Annotated in this window: 16 protein-coding genes and 7 pseudogenes; 6 read left to right on the forward strand and 17 right to left on the reverse strand. The window is 57.7% G+C overall.

Annotated elements, in window-relative coordinates:
• Positions 1–284: 284 nt before the first annotated feature.
• The 6 genes from BN2476_RS30560 to BN2476_RS30590 form a co-directional block, all read right to left on the reverse strand.
• Positions 285–1,133 carry a GNAT family N-acetyltransferase gene (locus tag BN2476_RS30560; RefSeq protein ID WP_143811083.1) on the reverse strand — a complete coding sequence of 283 codons (849 nt, stop codon included), beginning with the start codon at positions 1,131–1,133 and terminating at the stop codon, positions 285–287.
• A gap of 72 nt (positions 1,134–1,205) precedes the next feature.
• A complete protein-coding gene (blsG, locus tag BN2476_RS30565) occupies positions 1,206–2,315 on the reverse strand; it encodes an arginine 2,3-aminomutase (protein ID WP_087737934.1) in 1,110 nt (369 codons plus the stop codon).
• An 898-nt stretch (positions 2,316–3,213) separates the two neighbouring features.
• Positions 3,214–3,552: an arginase family protein gene (locus BN2476_RS49755; protein WP_369122656.1), complete on the reverse strand. Its 339-nt coding sequence runs from the start codon at positions 3,550–3,552 to the stop codon at positions 3,214–3,216.
• Positions 3,434–3,775, reverse strand: a complete 342-nt coding sequence (locus BN2476_RS49760) for an arginase family protein (RefSeq protein ID WP_369122657.1) — start codon at positions 3,773–3,775, stop codon at positions 3,434–3,436. The genes BN2476_RS49755 and BN2476_RS49760 overlap by 119 nt, the downstream gene beginning before the upstream one ends.
• A 663-nt stretch (positions 3,776–4,438) precedes the next feature.
• The gene (locus BN2476_RS30585; protein WP_160111789.1) at positions 4,439–4,786 is read right to left on the reverse strand and encodes a helix-turn-helix domain-containing protein; all 348 of its coding nucleotides are present in this window, start codon (positions 4,784–4,786) and stop codon (positions 4,439–4,441) included.
• Between the two features lie 827 nt (positions 4,787–5,613).
• On the reverse strand, positions 5,614–6,489 hold the full coding sequence (locus BN2476_RS30590) for a PhzF family phenazine biosynthesis protein (protein WP_087737939.1): 876 nt from the start codon (positions 6,487–6,489) through the stop codon (positions 5,614–5,616).
• Positions 6,490–7,403: 914 nt separating this feature from the next.
• Here BN2476_RS30590 and BN2476_RS30595 point away from each other — a divergent pair.
• Positions 7,404–7,667, forward strand: a pseudogene (locus tag BN2476_RS30595) (transposase); the annotation flags it as partial.
• Positions 7,668–8,343: 676 nt separating this feature from the next.
• Positions 8,344–8,820 (forward strand): reverse transcriptase domain-containing protein, encoded by a 477-nt coding sequence (locus BN2476_RS30600; RefSeq protein WP_227746899.1) that lies wholly within the window; start codon positions 8,344–8,346, stop codon positions 8,818–8,820.
• A 531-nt stretch (positions 8,821–9,351) separates the two neighbouring features.
• Here BN2476_RS30600 and BN2476_RS48620 read toward each other — a convergent pair.
• Positions 9,352–10,450: pseudogene (locus tag BN2476_RS48620) on the reverse strand (recombinase family protein); the annotation flags it as partial.
• A 298-nt stretch (positions 10,451–10,748) separates the two neighbouring features.
• Between BN2476_RS48620 and BN2476_RS49765 the strand changes: the two are divergent.
• The 3 genes and pseudogenes from BN2476_RS49765 to BN2476_RS30625 all read left to right on the forward strand — a co-directional run.
• Positions 10,749–10,937: pseudogene (locus BN2476_RS49765) on the forward strand (reverse transcriptase domain-containing protein); the annotation flags it as partial.
• Positions 10,938–10,984: 47 nt separating this feature from the next.
• Positions 10,985–11,440 (forward strand): group II intron maturase-specific domain-containing protein, encoded by a 456-nt coding sequence (locus BN2476_RS48630; protein ID WP_143811084.1) that lies wholly within the window; start codon positions 10,985–10,987, stop codon positions 11,438–11,440.
• Positions 11,441–11,518: 78 nt separating this feature from the next.
• Positions 11,519–12,328 (forward strand): annotated as a pseudogene (locus BN2476_RS30625) (IS3 family transposase); the annotation flags it as partial.
• A 27-nt stretch (positions 12,329–12,355) separates the two neighbouring features.
• On the opposite strand, the gene BN2476_RS47765 reads toward BN2476_RS30625, so the two are convergent.
• From BN2476_RS47765 to BN2476_RS47600, 6 genes and pseudogenes are all read right to left on the reverse strand, one after another.
• Positions 12,356–13,069 carry a MerR family transcriptional regulator gene (locus tag BN2476_RS47765; RefSeq protein WP_218274556.1) on the reverse strand — a complete coding sequence of 238 codons (714 nt, stop codon included), beginning with the start codon at positions 13,067–13,069 and terminating at the stop codon, positions 12,356–12,358.
• Positions 13,070–13,228: 159 nt separating this feature from the next.
• Complete coding sequence (locus BN2476_RS47770; protein WP_218274557.1) at positions 13,229–14,425, reverse strand: recombinase family protein; 1,197 nt, start codon at positions 14,423–14,425, stop codon at positions 13,229–13,231.
• Positions 14,418–14,609 carry a hypothetical protein gene (locus tag BN2476_RS30635; RefSeq protein WP_087737944.1) on the reverse strand — a complete coding sequence of 64 codons (192 nt, stop codon included), beginning with the start codon at positions 14,607–14,609 and terminating at the stop codon, positions 14,418–14,420. The genes BN2476_RS47770 and BN2476_RS30635 overlap by 8 nt, the downstream gene beginning before the upstream one ends.
• A 592-nt stretch (positions 14,610–15,201) precedes the next feature.
• Positions 15,202–15,404, reverse strand: a pseudogene (locus tag BN2476_RS47775) (ATP-binding protein); the annotation flags it as partial.
• 243 nt (positions 15,405–15,647) lie between these two features.
• A pseudogene (locus BN2476_RS30645) lies at positions 15,648–16,373 on the reverse strand (ATP-binding protein); the annotation flags it as partial.
• Positions 16,357–16,593 carry a hypothetical protein gene (locus tag BN2476_RS47600; protein WP_175607940.1) on the reverse strand — a complete coding sequence of 79 codons (237 nt, stop codon included), beginning with the start codon at positions 16,591–16,593 and terminating at the stop codon, positions 16,357–16,359. The gene BN2476_RS47600 and the pseudogene BN2476_RS30645, both read right to left, overlap by 17 nt.
• A gap of 97 nt (positions 16,594–16,690) precedes the next feature.
• Here BN2476_RS47600 and BN2476_RS47605 point away from each other — a divergent pair, with 97 nt between their 5' ends.
• Positions 16,691–16,906: a hypothetical protein gene (locus BN2476_RS47605; RefSeq protein WP_175607941.1), complete on the forward strand. Its 216-nt coding sequence runs from the start codon at positions 16,691–16,693 to the stop codon at positions 16,904–16,906.
• On the opposite strand, the pseudogene BN2476_RS48635 reads toward BN2476_RS47605, so the two are convergent.
• The 4 genes and pseudogenes from BN2476_RS48635 to BN2476_RS30670 form a co-directional block, all read right to left on the reverse strand.
• Positions 16,829–17,023: pseudogene (locus tag BN2476_RS48635) on the reverse strand (Mu transposase domain-containing protein); the annotation flags it as partial. The gene BN2476_RS47605 and the pseudogene BN2476_RS48635 sit on opposite strands and share 78 nt — an antisense overlap.
• 1,367 nt (positions 17,024–18,390) lie before the next feature.
• A complete protein-coding gene (locus tag BN2476_RS30660) occupies positions 18,391–19,542 on the reverse strand; it encodes a porin (RefSeq protein WP_087737946.1) in 1,152 nt (383 codons plus the stop codon).
• A gap of 933 nt (positions 19,543–20,475) precedes the next feature.
• Entirely contained in the window at positions 20,476–21,999 is a 1,524-nt protein-coding gene (locus BN2476_RS30665; protein WP_087737960.1) for a CoA-acylating methylmalonate-semialdehyde dehydrogenase, read from the reverse strand.
• Between the two features lie 47 nt (positions 22,000–22,046).
• The coding region (locus tag BN2476_RS30670; RefSeq protein WP_143811085.1) for an aminotransferase class III-fold pyridoxal phosphate-dependent enzyme at positions 22,047–22,537 on the reverse strand (491 nt) is incomplete at its 5' end.

A 22,537-nucleotide genomic window follows, 5' to 3' on the forward strand; every position in this document is an offset into this window, starting at 1 on the left:
GTTCCTGCCCGCTGTCGCTGCTTGGATTGAAACACGTTTCCACAAAATACCACACTGGCGCCGCCACTGGGGCGCGATAAGCAACGGGGAGCAATCATGAACTGGCAAATCGTCGCCGAAAATTGGCAGATGTTCGCCTCGGCACTTGCCACTACAGTCTGTCTCCTGTTGGGTTCGGTACTGCTTGGGTTTGTATCGTGTGGCAAACGCATGAATGTCGGGATACCAGCGAAACGTGGCACCAGACGTGCGGCCATCGGTTGCGGAAAGTCGCTGGTCATTGCTCACTCCGATACTTGTGACATGGACGTATCAACCCGCTTGGCGAGTAGATAGTCCAACTGTTGCTCATGTCCAACTTGGAAGAAGTGTTCGCCGACCTTGACAAACCGGTTCTTCGCATAAAACCGTTGTGCGCGTTCGTTGGACTCAGATACACCCAGCCAGATGGAGTCTCTTCCCAGGGACCGCGCATGCCCTATCGACGCATCCATCAGGGCAGGTCCAACTCCAGCGCCGTGATAGTCCGCGTGCACATAGATGCGTCGAAGCTCAATCGGGCTAGCGCCGGGCACACAATCCGGCACGTCCTCGTCGTATAGAAGCGAAAAGCCGGCAATCTGACCGGCACACTCCGCAACCAACAGCGTACGCGTCGAAGCCGTCATGTGTTCAATGAAGTGTTCGGGCTGAAGGTTTTCTCTTACAAACGCGGACAACGCTTCTTCGGTCGTATCGGGTGGACATGAAAACGGCACGGCCGCGATTGCGACTCTGCTGAGGGAATCCGCATCTTCGAGCACCGCTGAACGGACTACGAGAGCGTCTTGCACGTTGGCTACCATGAGTTGCACCGAAGGAAGGAAGTCGTTAGGGATTTTCAAATGCGGGCTGAATCCTGAAACGCCGCTCATCCGCGCGTGGACGACGCGTACCGCGCAGTGCTTTCCGCGGCACCGGTGGCAGCACTCCTGTGGTTTCGTATCAGCCATGGCAAGCTTACGTAACTCCACGCGATGCATGCCGATCGCATTCCAGTCGCGGTCGAGCATATCGGCAATGCGCTTCAGTGCCTCGGCTAAGTGTGTGGCAGCATCAGCCGACAGGGCCATGCGGTACAGTTCGCCGCGCACGATGCTTCGGTTTCCGTATTGCGAGCGGCTAGGAATGGAAGCCGCGCCATAAGCCCCGTCTGTATGTACCAGTTAAAGGTTTTGGATGATCTCTGTCTGCCCGAGGTAATTTCGGATTTCGCAGCCGTCGTCCAATCGCCTGACGTAGCTGCGGCCGGCGGGGATTTTTCCAAGATCGGTAGTAATGATGTAGTCAGGTACCGCGAAGCCGGTCGTGTGTCCGAACAGACCGTCAATTACTTCGAGACCTTTTTCGAGAGTGGTCATGAAGTGCGACACACCCGTAACATTGTCGCAGTGGTAAAGGTAGTATGGTCTGACGCGGATGCGCAGAAGTCCGGTAACGAGCGCCCGCATGATTTCGACGCTATCGTTCACACCCTTTAGTAAGACTGATTGATTTTGGACCGGAATTCCGTGCCGCAACAGTCGATCACATGCAGCAGAAGCCTCTTTGGTAATCTCCTTTGGATGATTGAAGTGCGTCTGAAACCAGATTGGCTGATACTTATCCAGCATCCGGCACAACTCCTCTGTAATTCGCATCGGTAAAACAACGGGACACCGGCTTCCAATACGAATTATCTCAATGTGAGGGATCATCCTAAGCCGCGAGACGATCTCTTCTAGCTTCCGATCGTTATACGAGAGAGGATCACCCCCCGTCAATAGCACGTCGCGAATTTCCGCATGCGAAGCAAGATAGTCAAAGTCAGGCTCCATCGATACGCCTTCACTCTCCCCGAAGTAGGTGCCCGCAACGTCCGTTGTATGGTATTTTCGCGTGCAGTGCCGACAATACACGGGGCACATCGACGTGACGAGGAACACGACGCGATCGGGATACTTGTGGATCACTCGATTCGTCTTGCGATACGATGCATCGGAGACCGGATCGATTCCGGCACCCGGATATATCAGCATTTCCGCGGCGGACGGGACCGATTGAAGACGCACAGGACAGTCCGCATCCTCTGGATCCATGAGAGAGGCATAGTATGGCGTGATACGCCAAAGATACTTGCCTCTAACGGATTCGATCGCATCGCGTTCAGCATGCGTGACGTGAATCCACCTCGCGAGCTGTTCCAGCGTGGTCACCGAATTCTTCATCTGCCAGTGCCAATTCGACCAGTTTGCCTGCCCAGCGTTGCCCGGCAATTCATTTGTTGACGCTTCCATACACCCCCCACTAAATTTGCACTACCACTCAATACCCAGTGAAAACTCCCCTTTCGGCTCGCGCGAGCGCTTGTTGGCGCCAAGCTGTAAGCCACGACCGCCGGCAAAGCCGGTGCCCGGAAGAGCTTGCTAGACTGCTCAATTCCGTCGTCCGATAAGGCATAGGCACGATCCCGACATGGCTACGCAACTCAACACGTCACCGGGCAACCGTACCTTCTCCAGACATATGCGACAAGCGCTTGATCCTACTCCGTGAACTCCCCCATAGATTCGCAGAATCGAGCATGAACGAGTCGACGCGAGTTCGTCAGCCATTTAAAGTCCTAGATCTCATCTCCAGTCACCGACGCTCTCATTTCGAACACCACCAACACAAGACATGCCATGCATTATCGAACCGACCTCATTCGTTCGAAGAAAATCAGTTGATAATCGACACCAGACCATGATTGACTATGAAAAAACTCTACGATCTGCTTTATCGTATAAAATTCCTCACGCGATCGCCTGTATCAACACACGATACTTGGCTTCTTTCGATACACGTCGGAGTCTTGCAGAAGAAAATATGAGCGGATGAACCCACTACCGCCAAGCACAGGATAGGATAGAATGCCGTGGTAGAGCTTGATCGAGGGCAAACCAATTTCACCTTGAGAAAACCCTCGGCTTCCGTTATTGAAAAGGTACTCGATTGCGCTCCCACCCAAAATCCATCCGAGGGGCGCGTTGCAGGTCAGCAAAAACCCCGAACATCATGGGAGTGTCTCAACTCGCACCGACGACGATGCATCGGGGTTGGAAGCAGGCTCCCGGTACTGCGATTCGCGTCGATCAGAGGTGCGTATTCCGTGATGTCGAACGCATACCGCGCAGCAATCAAGATGAGAACCTCTCATCCAGATCGTCGCGCCATAAACGCACCAGCGCCGGCTTGCGCGAAGCCTTGCACGAGCCTCATCGCGTCGTACGCAGGTAATCCTAGCGGCCCCGGAAACTGCGTTGCAAGTGCGGCAGCATGGTCGAGCACATCCGTGTCGAAAGTACAGCAGACGCGGTCCGTACCGTCGGTCACACGCTCGATCGCTTCCTGCATGACAGGTTTGAGACCGCGCTCACAGAACTCCTCCATTGTATAAAAACGCACGCCCAGATCCCGGCCTGTACTTGATTCCGCCGGCTGCGTTCGCGAAGCCGCGCAGCCCCAGGAATGCGACCTTCTTCGGATCGATATGACCACTCTCGATCAAGGGGCGCATTGGACACCCGCAGTAATGGCGATCCCCCTTGTAGTTATCCATCAGATCGGGGTGGCCGTCGAACCTAACGACGTCAATGTTCTTGTCGTGATGCTCTGAGAAAGCACGGATCGTGGCTTCAGAGATGGTGTGAATCTCGCCAGCTACCACCGGCGTGTGACCGCACTTAAGGACTGCCTTGATGACCGATTCACCGATTCGGTGTTGGACAGGCCGATGTCATAGCTCATCGGGTTGACCTCTACATCGCCGGAATCGGAGACCCCGTTGGTCTCGACGGAATTGACATAGGTCCACGCTATAAGGGCGCAACCGCGAAAGAGCCCTGACGCAAACCGTCTGGACCGCCCACGCCAACCGACTTCGTTGATTCGTATTCCTACAAACGGAACACCAAAAAATGCAAAACAACCAGGCTTAGGTTCATCTGGCGTGGTCAGCAAGGAGCCGAGTCCTGCGTATGCGAGGGCGACAACGCTTTGCACTGCCCAGGACGGGCGTGTTTGAGGATACGGAATCGACATAGTTAGCCTTGGAGAGTCGATTAAAACTGCTTCGCTGCAGATTTTTCGGTCTCAACTTCGGCACCGATAGCATATGAAACATAACGACGGAGCGCTTGTTGATGATCCTGTTCAGATAACTTGTCACTCGAGATCAGACAAATGAACAGCATTGGCACATGTCGAATATTATCTGCCCCAATGCATGGGTTTCACTGACGGGCGGAAGCTTCCCACGCGTGATTAGTACCTTGAGCATCGGTACCAGATAGGCCAGCAGATTCTCATTGATCTGGCGATATTGATCATTGATGTCTTCGTTCTTCCCACTGATCAAGGAATACGCGATCGCATATCGTCACGTTCTACGATCGATACGTTTCAGCGAATGCTGCGTAAGCCGACTCAGAAAACCCGCGATATAATCAGCCTTATTATCTCTTGCCCGCCGAGTTGGTTGCTCCGACTGCATCATTTCTGCATCCGATTGAGCGATTATTGCCAAGAGGATCTGCGCTTTCATATCAAAATGGTTGTAAAGGGTAGTAGCCGACAGACCCGCCGAAGAGGCGATCGTTTCGATGGAAGTCGCAGAATAGCCGTTTTCCGCGAAGAGAATTCGCGCGGCGTCCAAGATGTTAGCCTGAGTGTTGACTTTATTCCGCTCGCGCACCCCTATCGCGCGAGGCTCTACTATTTTGTCCAATGCTACCCAATCTCTCCGTCTTTGAATGATCGACGCTACTTTGTCATTTTTCCGCGAATGACAAAGATGTTTCCGCAGCACAAACTATCGTGGCGAACCGCTTTGACGTCGCTGTCAGCGCCCTGAAATCCGCCGCCCAATTCAGTCACGATCGCCCCGATCCGGAAGGCGCGGTTTCGGCAGAGGATCGATGATCAATCGTCACCCCGGCGTACCCGAAACCTCACGTATCAGTAAGCGCAATATCGACGGCGATCCCTCATCACTGATGCACGGACACACGCGGTCAAAATCGACCTCACAGATTCCGCCGTCAATCGACGGAGCCCATTCCGGCGCGTCAGAAGGCGGGGGTTTCGCGATATCATCGAAAACCTCAAAACCGCAAGCATTGTGGAAATATCGACGACACCACTTGACCCATGATTGGCGTTGATGTCGATCTGCGGGGCGATCGAGGCGCCCGCCCCACAGGTTCGGAGGTTTGCTTCGCAAACTGTCACTTGAACTCCATCGGAAGTTCGGCCGCTTGGACGGCCCGCTATTCCCACACCCGCTCAATACGTCGCCTAGTTGGGTGCCCAAAGTTTGATTTGATCGGCGTCGAATAGCTGGGCTGGTCATCCTATTCATGGACGACCGTCATGCATCGCTTACCTCTCTACCGCAGCCAGCATGATATCGTGCCATCGTCCCCCCTATATCGTGGAGCGGTAACCCGTGCACCCCATCATCCGACATACCGCTTGAAATTGCTCGATTGGCAGACATCCGTTTAGACGTATGCCATATCGGTTATAAACTCACCCAATTCCGAATCCGCGCTACTAGCGCATCAGCCAGCCATCTAGACAAGTAACGCACGCGCCGCCAACGCGTATATTCCCCCTCACATCCACGCTCACCCTGACACGTCCGTCTCGACCGACGCATCGCCCCTGCGCGGCAACATAGTCTACGCCTTCCGAGGGTAACAAACCGCGTTCCCACTGGAATGCTGCCACACTGCCGTTGCCGCTTCCGCACACCGGATCCTCCAGTACACCAGAGGACGGCGCGAATGCGCGCACTTCGATTGCGGCCTCTCCATGCTTGTGGGTTCCGAATACAGTCAACCCCGCCACGCCGAGACGGCGCTCCAGTGCCGCAAGCCTCGCGAAATCCGGCCGCAGGTCGATGACGGAAGTCGCGTCGTTCAACTGTGCGACAATCCAATTCAAGCCAACATTAACGATTGCAGGCGCGGACTCAATCTCTACTTTGCGGCCAAGAATCAGTGCAAGCTCTGTCAGATCTGCTTCGCCCAGCGGTTGAAACTGCGCTGGGGGAAGGCTGAAATACAACTCAGGCACTGCTTCTCGCTTTCCGACGGACAATTGGATGAGGCCGGCATCGCATTGCTGAATCAACCGACCGCCTGGACGCGACGTGGCAAGCCCAGCTTCCAGGATAGCGTGGGCACTACCTAGCGTCGGATGTCCAGCAAACGCAAGCTCACTACGCGGCGAAAATATACGCAAGGTGTAGTCCGCCTCGGCCGTCTCGGGGGGAAGTACGAATGTGGTTTCGGAAAGATTGGTCCAGTTCGCGATGCGTTGCATTTCGTCGGCTGCCAGCCCCTCGGCATTTAGCAAGACGGCAACTGGGTTGCCAAAAAAACGTCGGAAGGTGAAGACGTCCACTACCTTGTAGAATAGTTTCATATCGGCTCCTTGTTGACTTGAAAAAATATCTACTCACCGACTCGGAGCCACCATCTCTTTCTGTTGGCCACCTTGTCAAATTTCCGCCTCCCTGAACGCTGTGCTTTGCCATACCGTCTTGGTAGTCGAACGGACCGAGCAATTACGCAGTCGCGCGCCCAACCAAAATCGGTATGCTCTCAAAGAACAACAAGGCGTCGACAGCTACGCACTGATCCTTGCTGATCTTGTGGGTGATCGCTTCCAAATCTTGTTGCTGCAGCAACTTCGCGTTTCTCAACCACCGTGCCTCCGAGTGAATAATTCTTTCTGGCAAGCACCGCCGTGCCCTCTCCGAGCGGCCCGAAAATGCTGCGAGCCACCTTTCGTTAAAGACCGCCTCGTAGCCACTCAGTCATTTTGGATGCCACCATGAATCGCAAACCACCGTCCGGACGCGCTGAATTCAGCGCGCTCAGCGCGCGCGATGTTTCACTTATAAAGCAAATATTCAAAAGATTTTCACGAGCACCCACCGTATTAGGTGATCATTCCAATCCCACCCGCCGCAGCTAAACTGAAAGACTTCCCCCGTCCCCGGATGTTTGGCAGCTCGATATCGCATCACACAAGCGTGCTAGTGCTTTGAAAAGCAGACCGATCGAGGATCTCTCGGCAGATTAGGAAGAGGTAGCTCCGACATTACAGCGGCAAAGGTTTGCAACGATCGTGCCAACATAAAGATGCAGGTTTTCACGCGCGCGCGACAGAGTTTGATGAAGCGCGATGGCAATCCAGTGGCTATTATTTTTGTCACGAACACTACAAAGCCAACATCCTGCTCAGTAGTCGGGTTTGTGACGTTTGAGCTTCCCCTGAAATTTCGCCTTCCAGCAGGTCGCATATAAACTCGACCCAAAGGAAGGAAAGAAGAAATGTTCAAGGTCCCAAACCAGGTGTACACGGCAGAGTTCAAGGAAGCAGCCGTGCAACGAGTTAAGGACGGGCAAGGCGTGAGCGCCGTGGCCCGGGAACTGGGCGTGTCGACGCAGACGGTGCGCAACTGGCTGAAGGCTTGCGAGGCCGGCAAGCTCAATGGCCCGGGGGCGAAGGTCGTCACGCCGGAGCAGATGGAGCTGTCGCGCCTGCGCGCGGAGAACAAGCGCCTGCAGATGGAGCTGGAAATCGCAGAAAAAGCGGCGGCGTGTGTGCTATGAAAGCTGTTCGATCGATGAGGGTAGGCCCCTCGATGTCGTCTTTCAGGAGAAGGCATCAAACCACTTCAAGCTGCTGCGTTTAAGAGACGTGGTGGTGAGCGTTGAAGCAAAAGGCGCAGTGAATGCGTCAGGTATGGAATAACGAGACGAGCGCAAGCGAACCGTCGATGAGGTGTCGTTTAGCTTTTCCACTCGTCGCCAAAACCAAGGTTCACGCTGCACCTTGGGACAAACCAAGCGGGAGCCTGATGACTGGCTTGGTGGCGACCGGCATAAAGGCGGCGTGACGTTACTCCAGGCGATTGAACGGAACATAGGAACCTGTCATCTCGATGCGAAGGGAGAAGCTTGATTTGAAGGACTCGAAGAAAGCGAGAGTACCGATGCGGGGTACAGGGACGGAGCATTTCGTAGTAGCGGTGAAACCTCGTAATGGGGGCGGAGCGAAGGGAATGCGTCATCCGGCAAGACTGGTGGGCCAACCAGACAATGGGATGAGCCGATGAGTCGAGCCAGACCGTTTGCAATATCGAAGCAGTCTGTGTGGGCAGCATGGCTTCAGGTGAAAGCGAACCATGGTGCGCATGGTGTGGACGGGCAAACCGTCGAGGCATTTGAAGAGCGGCTTGGACGCAATCTGTACAAGCTGTGGAACCGGATGTCTTCAGGGAGCTACTTCCCACCGCCCGTGCGTGGCGTGGAAATTCCGAAGGGCAATGACAGGAACCGCAAGCGGTTACTGGGGATCCCCACCGTGGCGGACCGCGTTGCCCAGGTAGTTGTGCGCAACTATCTTGAAGCGCAGGTAGAGCCCTGCTTCCATCCGGATTCCTATGCTTACCGTCCTTCCAGGTCGGCGCTGGACGCAGTTTCTGCTGTCCGGGGGCGGTGCTGGAAATACGATTGGGTGCTGGAATTCGACATCAAAGGCGCGTTCGACCATGTTGATCACGAACTCATGCTGAAAGCGGTGCGGCAGCATGCCCGTTGCACATGGGTGGAGCTGTACGTGGAACGCTGGTTGAAGGCGCCCATGATGAGGGGGCAGGAATTGGTATCGCGGACGCAGGGCACGCCGCAGGGTGGTGTCAGTACGCCTCATACAATGTTGCATACTTTTCGCTCCGTCGTCTGAATCATCCGAATTTTCGCTGGCGAATGCTCCCGGCTGCGGATCGACCCTGAACACCACCACGATTTCCTCCTTGTGGATTTCGACGCGTTTGACCAAACCCAACACGATCCTGCGCTTCGTTTCAAGATCAATCGTGTCCAGTTTTTCGGTGACGGCGCCCGCGAATTCCTCGACCCGATTGATGACCAGGAACAGCTCGCTTTGTACGGCCCCTTGTTGCCTCGACTCCAGAATCTGCTGATCAATCTGCTCAAGCCGATTCTTCAGTTGCTGCATCTTCGGCTCGAAGTCGGTCTTATCGATGATGCCGTCGGCATAGCTGTCGATCAACCTCGACTTGCCTTTTTCCAGCTGAGTCCGCTGCTTTTCAAGGCTGCTCGTGTCGAAGCTACTCTTCTCGTCGCGCTCGATCATATCAAGCCGACGCTCGTATTCGTTCTTCAGTCGCTCTGGATGCCTTAGTAATTCGACGATCTGCTGCCACACCAGATCATCGAGCTTGTCCGTTCGCACTTGCGGATTGTCACAGATGCGATTGCCGCCGAAACGATACGCGTCGGTTCCGACGCAGCGGTAATAAGCGTAGTCCCGCTGATGCCCCTTGGCCGCCGCTTTGCTCACCTTCTTCGCGTAGTAGGCGTAACGGCACTGGCCGCAAACCGTCAACCCTTGCAGCAGGCGTTGCGGCACATTATCCCGACGCTGACGTGCCAGCTTGCGGTTCTCGGCAAGCTGCTCCTGAACAGCATGGAACAGCGCTTCACTCACGATGGCCGGCACCGGAATTTCGATCCATTGCTGCCGGTCCGCACGCACCGTCGAATAGGGTTTCCTGGGCACATCGGCGCTATGGCGCTGGGCACGTACGCGTACCAGGTGATCACGCACCTGCGTTTTGCCGAACGCAGCCCGCCCCATGTACGCCGGATTGCGCAATATGCCCCATACCACACTGCGGTCCCAGAACGGCTTGCCCGATGCCGTCACGGTACCCGCCTCCGTAAGCCGGCGCACCACTTCGCCTATGCTCAAGCGGTCCATCCCCACCCACTGGAAGATCGACCGGACTGTTGCTGCCTGGGGCAGTTCGATAACGTAGCGGGCCGGCGTTCCGTCCAGCTGCCGGCGGATGTAGCGGTAGCCATAGGGCGCCCCGGACAGTACATTGACGCTGCCGCGTTTTGCGCCGTGAAGCTTGCCACGACGGTGACGCTCGGCGATCTTCGCCCGCTCGTACTCCGCGATCATGCCCTGCATCTGCAACAGCAGCGACTCTTCCGGCGTCGTACCGATTGCGTGATTGAGGAATACGACCTGCACGCCGCAGGCCGTGAACTCTTCCATCAGCAGCGCCTGGTGCGCATATTTGCGCGCCAGGCGGTCCGGTGACAGGATGTAGACGATCGATAGCACCGAGCGCGGCACAGTCCCTCAGTCGCTCCAGCTGTGGCCTGATCAGCGTCGCGCCGCTCACGCCTGCGTCAACGAAACACATGTCCTCGACGATCTGCACGCCGTCCGCTGAAAGACGCTCCTTCAGGGCGGCAATCTGGCTGTCGATGGTGCCGCGTTTGTTCTGCTGTTCGGAGGATACCCGCGCATAGAGCGCAACCATCGCAGCTTTGTTCATCGTCTACCTCGCTTGATGGTCACTTGCTTGGCCGCGGCAGGCCGCGTCGCGGACGGCTGCGCCGTGGAGCGTGCTTTGATCGGACTGATCTGCTCGTACGCCTTTTGCAGCTGCTCCTGGGCATAGCGGTTCGGCTCGAAGGCCAGACGTACATGCCATTTTTTACGTCCTCGGGTCATCACCGCACCTTCCTGTTAGCGGGAGCGACCGTCTCAAGGACGAGGTCCACGTCAATCTTGGAACAGCTTCTGGACCAGGGCGCTAGGCACTCCCTCGAAATGCGCAGGCTCCATTTTATGCGGCAGTTTGCTCTGTTGTTGGCGGCGTTCTCAGCCCGGTACTCTTTAATCTCTATATGCATTATGCCTTTGATACCTGGATGGCGAGGCACTTTCCGGGCACGTTGTTCGTGAGGTATGCGGACGATGGATTGGTCCATTGTAAAAGCGAAGCCGAAGCCAGACGGTTGCAGGAGGCAATCGGTGCGCGTCTGAAGGCCTTGGCCTGGAATTGCATCCTGAGAAGACGAGGATCGTGTACTGCCGGGATGGGAATCGCAAGAACGACTATCCCAACACGAGCTTCGACTTTCTCGGATACACCTTCCGTGGTCGGCTGGCCAAAAGCAAGCGCGGCATATACTTCAACAGCTTCAGTCCTGCCCTCAGCGGCAAGGCCGCGAAACGCATCCGCGACAAAATGCGGGAGTGGAAGATCGGTCGTTGGACGGATGCTGGGATCGAAGACATTGCCGAGCGAGTCAATCCGGCCTTGAGAGGTTGGTGGAACTATTACGCAGCGTTCTACATGAGCGAGTGCAAGCGCGTGATCGCCCACCTCAACGACATTCTGGAGAAATGGGCGGCCCGTAAATACCGCCGGTTTAAACGGCGTCGTGCCAAGGCTAGGGACTGGCTCAGGCGGATGGCCGAGCGTGCGCCGGAGATGCTGTATCACTGGACGCTGGGAGTGTTGCCGTCGGCTGGATGACAAGAGCCGTATGAACCGAGAGGTTCACGTACGGATCTGTGAGGGCCTGGCGGGGAAGTTCCGCCGGGCTACTCGACTCTTCGCGAAGGACCTCCTGTGAAGTACGCCTGGATTGACACGCAGTACCGGCACTATCCGCTGTCGGCGCTGTGCGAGGTCCTTGGTGTCAGCGTGAACGGCTATCGCGCCTGGAAGCGCGGCGGCACGCCCGGGCGTCAGCGGCTGACCGATGCGCAGTTGCTCACGCTGCTCCGGACGATTCATGCCGAGGTCAAAGGCGCCTATGGCTCGCCTCGCATGACCGAAGAGGTTCGCTCTCGCGGCTTCCCAGCCAGCAAGGCACGGGTAGAGCGGCTGATGAGCGCCAACGGTATCCGGGCCCGCCACAAGCGTCGTTATCGCGTGACAACCGATTCCCGGCACAAGCTGCCGGTGGCGCCAAACGTGTTGAACCGCAACTTCACGCCAGCCGGGCCCAATCAGGTATTCAGTTCGGATATCACGTACATCTGGACCGACGAAGGCTGGCTGTATCTGGCCGTCACGCTGGACCTGTTCAATCGGGAAGTGGTGGGCTGGTCTGTCAAGCCGCGCATGACGGCGGACCTGGTGAGCGACGCGCTGACTATGGCATGGTTCCGTCGCCGGCCCGCGCCCGGCGCGCTGCACCACTCGGACAGTGGCAGCCAGTACGCCAGCCATGAATTCCAGCGCAAGCTGGGCTCTTACAGCATGCGCTGTTCGATGAGTCGCAAGGGCAGTTGCTGGGATAACGCGCCCACGGAAAGCTTCTTCAACAGCCTGAAGAACGAGCGCGTACACGGTGCGAGGTATCGCACGCATCGCGAAGCCATTGCAGACCTGTTCGAATACATCGAAGTGTTCTACAAGTGTGATTCATAGTGCCCCACCTCGCTATGTGCTTGATAAATCGAGAGAGCCCTGTCCTGTCGTTGGTATTGTGGGGTATGCGCGCCGGGCGCGGGTACGCGCGACGAACTCGACGACCGCGCTGGTGTTCAGCGAATCGCGATTAAAGATCCATGGCCCAAGCGATAGCGGATGCTCCGCCGCGATCTCGCCGTGCTCGACTGCGAGCCTGAGGGTTTTGGGACTCACGCCGATAAGCGCTGATGCCTCGGTAAGGTTCATCCATCCTTCGGCTGAACGCCGCTCGCTCGAATAGACGGGAATTCGATGGTGACTGCGCAGCGCAGTGACGCGCTCCTGCGTCCAGAAGTTACCTCGTCCAGTTCGCAGTCCATTCCGATTGAGCATGCTGGCAATCACCAGATCCGGGCAGATGCGAGCCAGCAGTCGAACTGCATCGATCGCTTCAGGGGATGTCTGGGTGGCGCATTGGCCCCGACGTCGGCGCGGTACGCGGATCTCGGTATGGACGCCACCCTTCCAGTGGATGACGAGCACGATCTCGCTGGTTGCGTCGTCGAGATCAACGACAACCTCATGGATCAAGGTGCGCACGATGCGCTTCTTCAGGCGGGCGTCAGCCTGCGGCCATATCAACTCGAGCGCTGCGGCAAGGTCGTTGAATTCGTCGGGTTGAACCGGCGGAATCTGGCCAGATACTTGCGAGCGCTGCTCAATACGCGACTCCAGTTCTTCCACACGCAGCAGTGCATCATTCCATCGGCGTTCCAGCTCGTCGGCGACGAGCCGGTTCTCCGGATCCGCAGTGTCATACTGCTTCTGCGCACGGTTTGCGGCGTAACGGGCTGCCTGCAGGTCGCGCTGTAATGCGGTCAGTGCTTCGTCATGCTTATGGGTTTATTCTTCACGAGCCACGATAGCTGCCTCAATTGCTGCAGGTTGGACTACCCGCAGGACGGCCTGGGCGATTGCCGCATCCACGCGCGCGCCACCAAATGCGATGCAACGGGGCAGTCCCTTGTCCAGCCACGCACGATGACAGCTGTAGCGCAGGGCGTCATGCCGGCTACCTGTGTAGTGTACCGTGAGCTTGCTCGTGCAACGCCGGCACCTCAACAGACCCGTGGCAAGTGCCTCGCCGTTCTTCGGAGCGCCGGCGTGTGCGCCCATACGCGCGTTGATGCGAATGGCGCGCTGGATCCGTTCGAACTCGTCCCAGTCAACGTACCCGTCGTGGGCATTGGGGATGAGCGAAAGCCACTGGTCTCGCGGCTTGCGCCGATCGCGTTTGCGCGGCTCTCCCGTCTCATAGTGGACGGTACATTCGGTCTTCCCATACGCATAGGCGCCGCCATACACCGGATTGGTCAGGATCTGGTGTATGGTCCCATAAGACGGTCGCTTCCAGTGGATCTCACCACGCGGTGTGCATGCAGGCAACAGCAGATCATGTTCCAAAAACCAGAGCAAGGTCTGCCTTACCGAGCCAATTGCGAGGAACTGACGGAATACCGACCCGATGGCTTCCTGCACGCGCAGATCCGGAACCTTCTCCAGGCGCTGATCCTCGGTCTTGCGATAGCCAACCGGCGCGATGATGACAAGCTCGCCCCGTCGGGCCTTCTCTCGCCGTGCTTCCAGCGAGCGCTGACGCAGCAGATCCAGTTCGTATTCGTTGAGGCTGCCCTTCAGTCCAAGCAGCAGGCGGTCATTGCCTAACCGCGGGGCATATACGGTCTCCTGATCTATCAGCACGGTATCGACAACGCGGCACACCTCAACCAGTTGCTGCCACTCGCGACTGTTGCGTGCAAACCTCGATACCTCGCGGGCAGCCACTGCACCAACACGCCCAAGACAGACTTCAGCCACCATGCGTTCGAAACCTGTGCGAGTCTGCGAGCCGGCCGCAGAGCAGCCCAGGTCTTCATCGATCACTTCGATTTCCTTCCAGCCCAACTGGCGCAGACGATCCTGCATCGCGTACTGCAGTTTCTGGCTCTCCAGATTGTGGCTGACCTGGTACGCGGACGACTGGCGAACGTACAGCGCGGCCTTGCGAGCGAGATGTTGAACTCGAATCTTGTCACTCATCGCACACCTCCTGTTCGTGTGCCACGACGTGCAATTCGCGTCGGTGTTGCCGCAGTAGCTGCACCAGCAGGCGCACTATCTGCTGCCGCACTTCCACCGGCAGATGCGCCCACTCGGGCGTCTCTGGACAAGGCTGAAACAGATCGGGTTGATCGCCCGGATGGGGGTTCGGAACGCGTCGCATCGGCTCCTCCTGTACAGGACAAAGGACGGTGCTCGGCTTCTACCACATTTGACTGTGAGGCGAGAGTTCGATCGGTCAACAGACGCTGAAATTCGCGCAGCGCCTCGCAGTCGACGATCGGTAATACTGAATATGTGATGCGACCGCAGGCGATGGGATCAAACATCCATTGCGGCATCTCCGATACGCGTGCTGTTGCCTCGAGAGGGTCGAGTGCACATCGCAGAATGATCTCGCCATTCTTCTCGATGACGTTAAAAATCCAGGCCATTCGACCGAACCACGGGTGCCACCGATAGAGAACTTCTCGTGACTCGGTAATGTGGGTGTTGTGTTTGCGGCTTGTATAACCGCAATCGTCGTCATTCTTCGCTCAGCTTTGTCTCGCCAATCCGGTTTATGCAAGACTGGCTCGCGGCCCAGCGGACGAAGGACTCGGCTGCATAAATCGGGGCCTCTGGAAGGCGAAAAACAGAGGGAACCTCACGTTTGTGTAGTGCCGTCCTTATCGACTCTGTCGAACGCGATCTCAAGTTGATACAGCTTCAGACGCAGACGGAATCGTAGTTTGGTACACCTGCTCCTGCGGTTATTAGCTGGGTGTTTCCTCGTTCGAGTTGCGTTTGCGTTTGATGTCGGCCACGTCGTTGATGTGCGGTGGCGGAATGCGGTTGATCATGCCGGCCTGACGTTTTTCTTTCAGCCTATACGAGTCGCCGGAGATCGGTACGACGTGTGCGTGTGAAGTACCCGATCAAGAAGTACGGCCGTGAGCGTTGCGTCGTCGGCGAAGGTCTGGTGTTGGCGGCGGCGTAAATCCGACACCAGACGGCGGCGCAAGGTTGAGTTAAACACTCGACCATGCGCCGCAGGCATTGCCGCCCGCAGGGCGAGTAAAGCAGGATCAGAACCCGCCCTCGATGTCGTCGATATCGGTATTGGTGGGCGGCGAACGCCTGCTGGGGCGACCAGTCGGCGTCGATCACGAAGTGCAGCCCGCGAGACAGGCCCGAAGGCGGGTGGGTGCGGCGGCTCACGGCTTCTTCTCCGGGCGCGCTGCTCGGCCCGCTCGCGCGCTTCCTTGACGCGATACGACTCACCCTCGATGGCGATGACCTCGGCGCGATGCACGAGGCGATCGACCAAGGACACGACGAAGGCCGCACCTCCGACCATGCTGCAAACGGTTTGTTCGTAACCACCGTGCTCGCGGCGCCGTACCTGCGGCTCACCAGTTCGAACAGCAGGTGGGCATGACGGTTCGAGTACGAGAGCTAGCCAACTTCGTCAATCAGGAGCACTTCGGGCGAAGCGTAGCGATGCAGGCGCCGGCGCAGCGCCGAGTAACTGCCGAGCGCGGCCTGCTCGCCGAGCATCTGGCCAGCCGTGGTACAGGGCGCCGTGTAGCCGTGGATGAGCGACTGGTACGCGAGGTAGTGCGAGTGTCGATTTATCGACGCCGTTCAACCCGATCAGCACGACGTTGGACTTCTCCCTGACGAACTCGAGCGCCATCAGTTCCTCGAGCGCTCCGCGGTCAATACGTTTGGGCCATGCCCAGTCGCAGTCTGCCAGCGGCTTGAAGTTGCCCAGGCGGGCGTCGCGGATACGCCGCTCCAGTGAACGGCGCGCGCGTTCCTGTTCTTCCCACTGCAGCAACCGCTCGACCCATGACGCGTCGGCGATCTCGCTCCAGTGCGCGAGCAACCCGTACATCCGCAGGGCATGGGCGCGCTCGTGCAACTGCTCAGTCCTGTTTGTCATCGTCGGCCTCCGCTGTGAGCTGGTCGTAGATGTCGAGCCGGCGCGGCGTCCCGCGCTTGTCCTTGTTGCACACGTGTTTCGGCAACTTGATGGCGATGGGCGGAGGGGCTCCACGGGCAGTCCGCCGGCGCTCCAGTGCTAGGCGCACCGGGTTCTGGTGCGCCGCGGCGCCGCTCGCGAGGGTTTCCTCGATCGCGGCCTGCAGTTGGGCGGCGCCCATACCGCTCGACCTGACGTAGCACCTGCGCGGTAATGTTGCCCGGATTGCTGCCGCGTTCGGCCGCGTGCAGCATCAGTGTCCGGACAGCCGGCGCGACGTGCGCGAGATGGTCCAGGCCGCGGTGGTGGCCGGCCTCACGTTTGTACTCCACCAGCGCATCGATGTGCGTTGCGATCTCGATCTGCGCGCCGCGGTCGTAACTGCGAGCATGCTCGGCAACGACATCGGCGCCATCGAGGATGCGTACCTGATGCTGGTCCGCACGAACCGTGAGCGCGCGTCGCACATGCGTGTGCGGTATCGAGTAGCGTGACGCTCGTTTCGGTTGCTGATGCGGCGTCGCTCCCGTTCGGATTGATCGTCCCACATACGGCGCCGGCAGCGGCAGAAAATGCGGCCGCTCTTCAAGCAGCACTTCGGCCGGTATACGCACCGGTTGTTGCGACGTTGGCGCTCCTTGATCGCGAGAACTTCCGGGCCCGCTCGTGTATGACATGTCGCACGGACAGTACGGGTGACTCGCCATACATCTGCTCAATCTCGTGCAGATTTGAGCTCGTTGCGACGACGCAGATCTCTCAGACCCATTTGGCAGCCTCCGCCGGCACGTCGAAATTCGTGCTCAACGTTTCGCACTTACTATCATTGGTCTCCCGCCAGAAAGCCGAGTCGGCGCGGATCCAAACAGTTCGTGAACAGGATTTTTGATACGTCCATAATTACCCCGGTATGCTAAACACCCACGCCCACTTTTCACTGCACGCCGCGTAAAAACGCCCCGCGCAGAACACGCATACAGGTGTTGACGACTGCGCTCCGAATGCTCAGCCTGGCGCTTGGCCTCATCCTCGGTCTCTCGTATACGAAATCTCGGCGATGCGCATCGCAGGCCGCTCCGCATCGGGTGGGAAAATGCACCATTTTCCGCTTCGGTGTCGAAAAAAGAACATCGCCTTTGGCCCGCCTCCGTTGTCTGCAACAACGCAAACGTAACGTCCCGCACTTGATCGTCCGTAATGGCTAACTCGAAATCCTCTCTTCGGGTCGGGCGCCAACCAATCCTCCACCATACGTCTCAACGACATTCCCACAATCGCCATAAACGTCCCCCTCCTTTGTTAAGGTTCGCGCCCGAGATCGTCTCGATGCGTGACAGCGGCTTCGGCTCGACGGGGCCGAACTTCGAATCGACCATCGGCCACGGCAACAGATCGAGTGCGCAGCTCGCCGACGGGGCCGCCGCTTCCCGGGACCGCGCTGGCTTGTCATCACGCCTTTCACGAAGCCGAGATGTCGCGTCCCTTCGTGATGCGCCTTTCGGACCAGAACCCTACCCTTCTGCGACATCCACGCCGTACTTGTGGGCCGGCGGCGACGCGTGGCTCGCACGATCGTCTCCCGCCAGCGCAACAGCAGCCGACGCGCGTGTCTTTCGGTGCAGCCTCGCGGCGGAGATCTGTCACAAACCGCCGCGAAGGCACGCTGGCATGAAAGACGTGAGTCTCGGAATTACAGTCAACAATTACCGTTGTTCGATGCGCTTTCGCGCATGCCCACGCAGCCCAAGCCATCCCCCTCCGCGGAGAGAATTGCAAGGATTGTGTCCATCATTCGCTACGCCTCCACTGCAACCACTTCAGATATGCCGTCTGCGGCGGCCCAAAGCTTGGCGGCAGTCGATGGCATCGCTCGTCGTTGACGATCATCCACAGAACTGCGTCAAAATCGTGCGAGGATCGCTATTCCTTCATCGCAGTGGACTTGCACCACCTACTTCTTGCCGGTCTCCCGACGCACTCAGAACTTGTGCCGCATTGCCGCCCGGATCACGAACTGATTCGAGTTCGAGGAAACGCCTGCCGCACCTGGCACATACGCGACGTCGAGCACCGTTTGAGTCTTGTCACCTCCAGCGTGTTGGTATGCACCCTGCAGGTACAGATCCGTACGCTTCGACAGGTTGTAGTCAGCCATCAACCCGATCGATTGGTAGTTGGGATGCAGTTTTCCGGTGGTCGCATTGAAATCGGCCCGCGTGTAGGTGTACATCGCGCCGACAAAGAATGACGGGGTGAACTGATATTTCCCGTTCAGTTCGAAGTTCTGGAAGCGCAGCGACGACAGCGTCGAGCCAGCAGGCGGCGTGATCGCGCCCACATAGCTGGTGCTGAGCGGTTGCGCGACGTCGGTGTTCGTATATGCGAAGCCCAATGTCGCCGACCCGATCGTATAATTTATTCCTGCACCGAAGATGCGCAGGCGCTCGCTTAGGAAGTTTTCGTCGCCGCCGTTGTTGATCGCGCCAGTAGCGGTTGAAGATGGGTTGTTGGCCTGCAGATACGACGCAGCGATCAAAAGATCGCCATTCGTGTACTGCGCGCCAAAGCTGTACTGGCGATTATTGGCAAAATTTGTGTCGTTGCTGAAGCTGTAAGTACCCCCGAACTGGAAGCCGGCGAGCGACGGACTGGTGTACTTTACGGTGTTGTTTACGCGAAACGTGTTATCCGTGTTGTCGTTGTCATACGGGTGGGAAAAGAGGTAGCCCGCCCAGTTGCCGTTCGCGGTGGTTTGCGCCAGAAAATCGACCAGCGAGTCGTACTGACGACCAAGTGTGACCGAGCCATATGTATCACTGGCGACGCCAACGTAGGCCTGCCGCCCGAACATCAAGCCCCCCTGCGCGAGTTTTCCGTTGTTGACGTCGTAGCCGCTTTCGAGCCGGAACACGGCCTTCAGACCGCCGCCTAGATCCTCTGTGCCCTTCAGGCCCCACCGGCTACCTTGAACATAGCCGCTCTGGAGCTCGTAGACCTTGCTCCCACCCACGTTGTTGGTGAAGTCGAAGCCTTCGTCGATCACGCCGTAGAGCGTTACCGAGCTTTGTGCCATTGCGGGAACGACACATGCCGACAAGACGGATGCTGCGAGTACGTTGCGTGCTTTCATCGTATTCTCCGAACCTGGTTACCAATTGGTAACGATATTTTTCGAATTTACTATTCTTTCATCGAATATTACGTATACCTAAACATATCTTTCGAGCGTCTCCTGTTTTGTAATCGATCTATCGCCCTATGCAATCAATACTTGGAACGCTCAGAGAGCGTACGTCATCACCCACTGGCACCCGCCAGGGAATCCTGTAAAACATCAGCAGCATCACCGAGAAATCTGGCACCCAGGATGATCCTGTGGATCGAAGGCGCTGTAGCCTCGGACTTTCGGGCGTTGCGCCCATCCGACCACAACGTCATCGACCGACAATCATTATAATGATTTACCTATTTTGTCAAAATTAAAATTTGGAATGGTGGCGCCGGCCCTTCACGCTCACGGGAAGGTGGTCCGACATGTGGTCAACGGCAATCTGACGAAGGAACCGTCGAATGGTCTAACGGGTCGGTCGTATTGACCAGCGGCTCGGTGACCCAGTTGTGGCGTCACCTCGCTTTCGCTGCTGCTGAGGTAGCCGATGAGTCTGGAAGGCGTGCTTGCACGTGCGGGCGTCACGCTCGTCGTGAACGAGGCAAGGCTCACACCGACCGCAAATCGAGACGGCTGTCGTCGCGCCACTCGGCACGCCAGGGTGGGATATTCTCTTTGCGTCCGCGGACGGTTTTCCATCACAGCGGCGAGCCCCCGTTGAGTCACGCGCCTTCTTGATAGCTGCTCAACCGGACCGAAGGAGTCCTACGGTTTAGGTAATTGCATCGAGCCTGTCCGCCGGTCCAAAAAATGCGCCATCGTCCCTACTTTCACGACCTTAAGAACGCGTGAGGTTCGGTTCAACGGCGCGAAGCGCTCTCGCGGTCGGAGACTGCCCGCTGTATAACCACCGCCAGTCGCCCCGGCCCGGCAACCGGCACTGCGGCTGGAGCATTACTTAGCGACAGGCATCGTGAACTCGGCACCCTTGGCAATGCTGTCCGGCCAACGCTGCATTACGCTCTTGTAACGCGTGTAGAACCGCACACCTTCCTCGCCGTACGCATGATGATCGCCGAACAGCGAGCGTTTCCAACCGCCAAACGAATGCCATGCCATCGGCACCGGAATCGGCACGTTCACCCCGACCATGCCCACCTTGATCTGCCGCGCAAACGCTCGAGCAACTCCACCATCCGTGGTATACAGCGAGACACCGTTTGCGAACTCGTGTGCATTGATGAGCTTCACCGCCGTAGCGAAGTCCGGCACACGAATCACGCCGAGCACCGGGCCAAAGATCTCCTCCTTGTAGATCTTCATGCTCGTATGAACGCCGTCGAACAGCGTGCCACCAAGAAAATAGCCAGGCTCCGAGCACACCGGATGGTCGCGCCCATCAACGATGAGTTTCGCGCCCTCCAATTCGCCCGAAGCGATGTATCCCACCACCTTCGCCTTATGCTCGGCAGTCACCAGTGGCCCCATTTCCGCATCGAGGTTTTCGCCGTTTTTGATGACCAGTGACTTGACGCGCGGAATCAATTTCTCGATTAGCGCGTCAGAGGTGCTGCCAACAGCAACCGCGATCGAAATGGCCATGCAGCGTTCACCTGCCGAGCCATATGCAGCACCAATCAGGGCGTCCACGGCTTGGTCGAGGTCGGCGTCGGGCATTACGACGAGGTGATTCTTGGCACCGCCGAGTGCCTGGACGCGCTTGCCGCGGCGCGAAGCTTCAGTATGGATATATTCCGCAATCGGCGTCGAGCCGACGAACGACAGCGCAGCGACATCGGGATGTTCGATGAGTGCGTCAACTGCCACCTTGTCTCCGTTGACGACGTTGAAGACGCCGTCGGGCAGACCAGCTTCCTTCAGCAATTCGGCGAGACGCAACGACGCCGACGGATCGCGCTCGGACGGCTTGAGCACAAACGTGTTTCCGCAGGCCAATGCGACGGGGAACATCCACATCGGCACCATTACAGGGAAATTGAACGGCGTGATGCCGGCTACCACACCCAATGGCTGGCGCAGGTTCCAGTTGTCGATGCCAGTACCGATCTGGTCGGTGAAATCGGTTTTGAGCAGGTTGGGAATACCGCAGGCAAATTCCACAACTTCGATGCCTCGCACCACCTCGCCTTGGGCGTCAGTGAACACCTTGCCGTGTTCGCGCGTGATGAGCATCGCGAGTTCGTTGTGGTGCTTGTCCAGCAACTCCTTGAACTTGAACAGGACACGTGCGCGTTTTAGCGGAGCCGTTTCACTCCAGCCCGGGAAGGCCGCCCTAGCCGCCTGCACTGCCTGGTCAACTTCCACTACCGAAGCAAGCGCGACTGAACCGGTCACCTCACCGGTCGCGGGGTTGAACACGTCCTTAAACTGCCCGCTCGACGGCTCAACTATCCGACCGTTGATGAAGTGGCTGACCTGCTTCAAAGCGAGTCTTGCCCTCTCGTTGACAACATTCATTTCCATACTCCAAGGCTGTCTGGCCAATTTCTGCCAGACGTGAGATTTCAGGCCACGCTGCGCAGGGCGTCACGAACCGTCGAGAAAATCTGGGTAATCTTCTCTTCGTCGATAGTCAGCGGCGGCGAGAATGCAAGGATGTCCCCTGTGTAGCGCACGAGCACGCCGGCCTCGAAACATTTCAGGAAGACTTCGTGTGCACGGGCGCCCACTGCACCAGGCCGCGATTCGAGTTCAATACCAGCAACGAGGCCAAGATTGCGGATGTCCTTCACGTGCGGGGAAGCACGCAGCTCGTGTGCAGCATCCTCGAAGACGCCTGAGAGCTCGCGCGCCCGGTTGAAGAGGCGGTCGCGCTTATATATGTCAAAGGTAGCAATTGCCGCCGCGACAGCGGCCGGGTGCGCCGTATACGTGTAGCCGTGAAAAAATTCAATGGCGTTTTCCGCCCCCGCGTTGACAACCGCGTCGTGCACCAGGCGACTAGCCGCCACCGCTCCCAATGGAACCGCCGCATTGTTGATAGCCTTGGCCATCG

Origin of the sequence: Paraburkholderia piptadeniae, from assembly GCF_900007165.1 — a bacterium.
Classification (GTDB): Bacteria; Pseudomonadota; Gammaproteobacteria; order Burkholderiales; family Burkholderiaceae; genus Paraburkholderia; species Paraburkholderia piptadeniae.